The 501-nt window shown below is 33.1% G+C and carries 1 protein-coding gene; it reads left to right on the plus strand.

The annotated features are described in order from the left end of the window. On the plus strand, positions 1-485 hold a 485-nt coding region (locus H8B04_RS16925; RefSeq protein WP_190303074.1), incomplete at its 5' end, for an IS982 family transposase. Positions 486-501 lie beyond the last annotated feature (16 nt).

The following is a 501-nucleotide window of genomic DNA, read 5'->3' on the forward strand; positions in this document are numbered from 1 at the left end:
CTGAAATTGGAAAATCAACCATGGGATGGTTTTACGGCTTCAAGTTGCATTTAATCATTAATGACAGGGGTGAAATCCTTAATTTCCTTATTAGTCAGGGAAATATGGATGACAGAGAGCCGTTAAAAAAAGAAAGTTTCCTAAAAAAAATATTTGGAAAGCTATTTGGCGATAAGGGATATATCTCTAAACAGCTGTTTGAAATTCTTTTCATCGATGGAATACATCTAGTCACCGGAATACGAAACAAGATGAAAAATAGCCTAATGAGTATGAATGATAAGATTATGCTTAGAAAAAGATCAGTTATAGAAACTGTGAACGACGAACTTAAAAACATCTGTCAGATTGAGCATTCAAGACATCGTTCATTCATCAACTTTATCGTAAATATCTTAGCTGGATTAGCAGCATACAGTTTCTTCCCTAAGAAACCTTCAATCAAATATCAAACGGTAAAAACTAACCAATTGTACGCTTTTTAATTATCGAATTCAGGTT

Origin of the sequence: Sphingobacterium litopenaei, assembly GCF_014692495.1 — a bacterium.
Taxonomy (GTDB): domain Bacteria; phylum Bacteroidota; class Bacteroidia; order Sphingobacteriales; family Sphingobacteriaceae; genus Sphingobacterium; species Sphingobacterium litopenaei.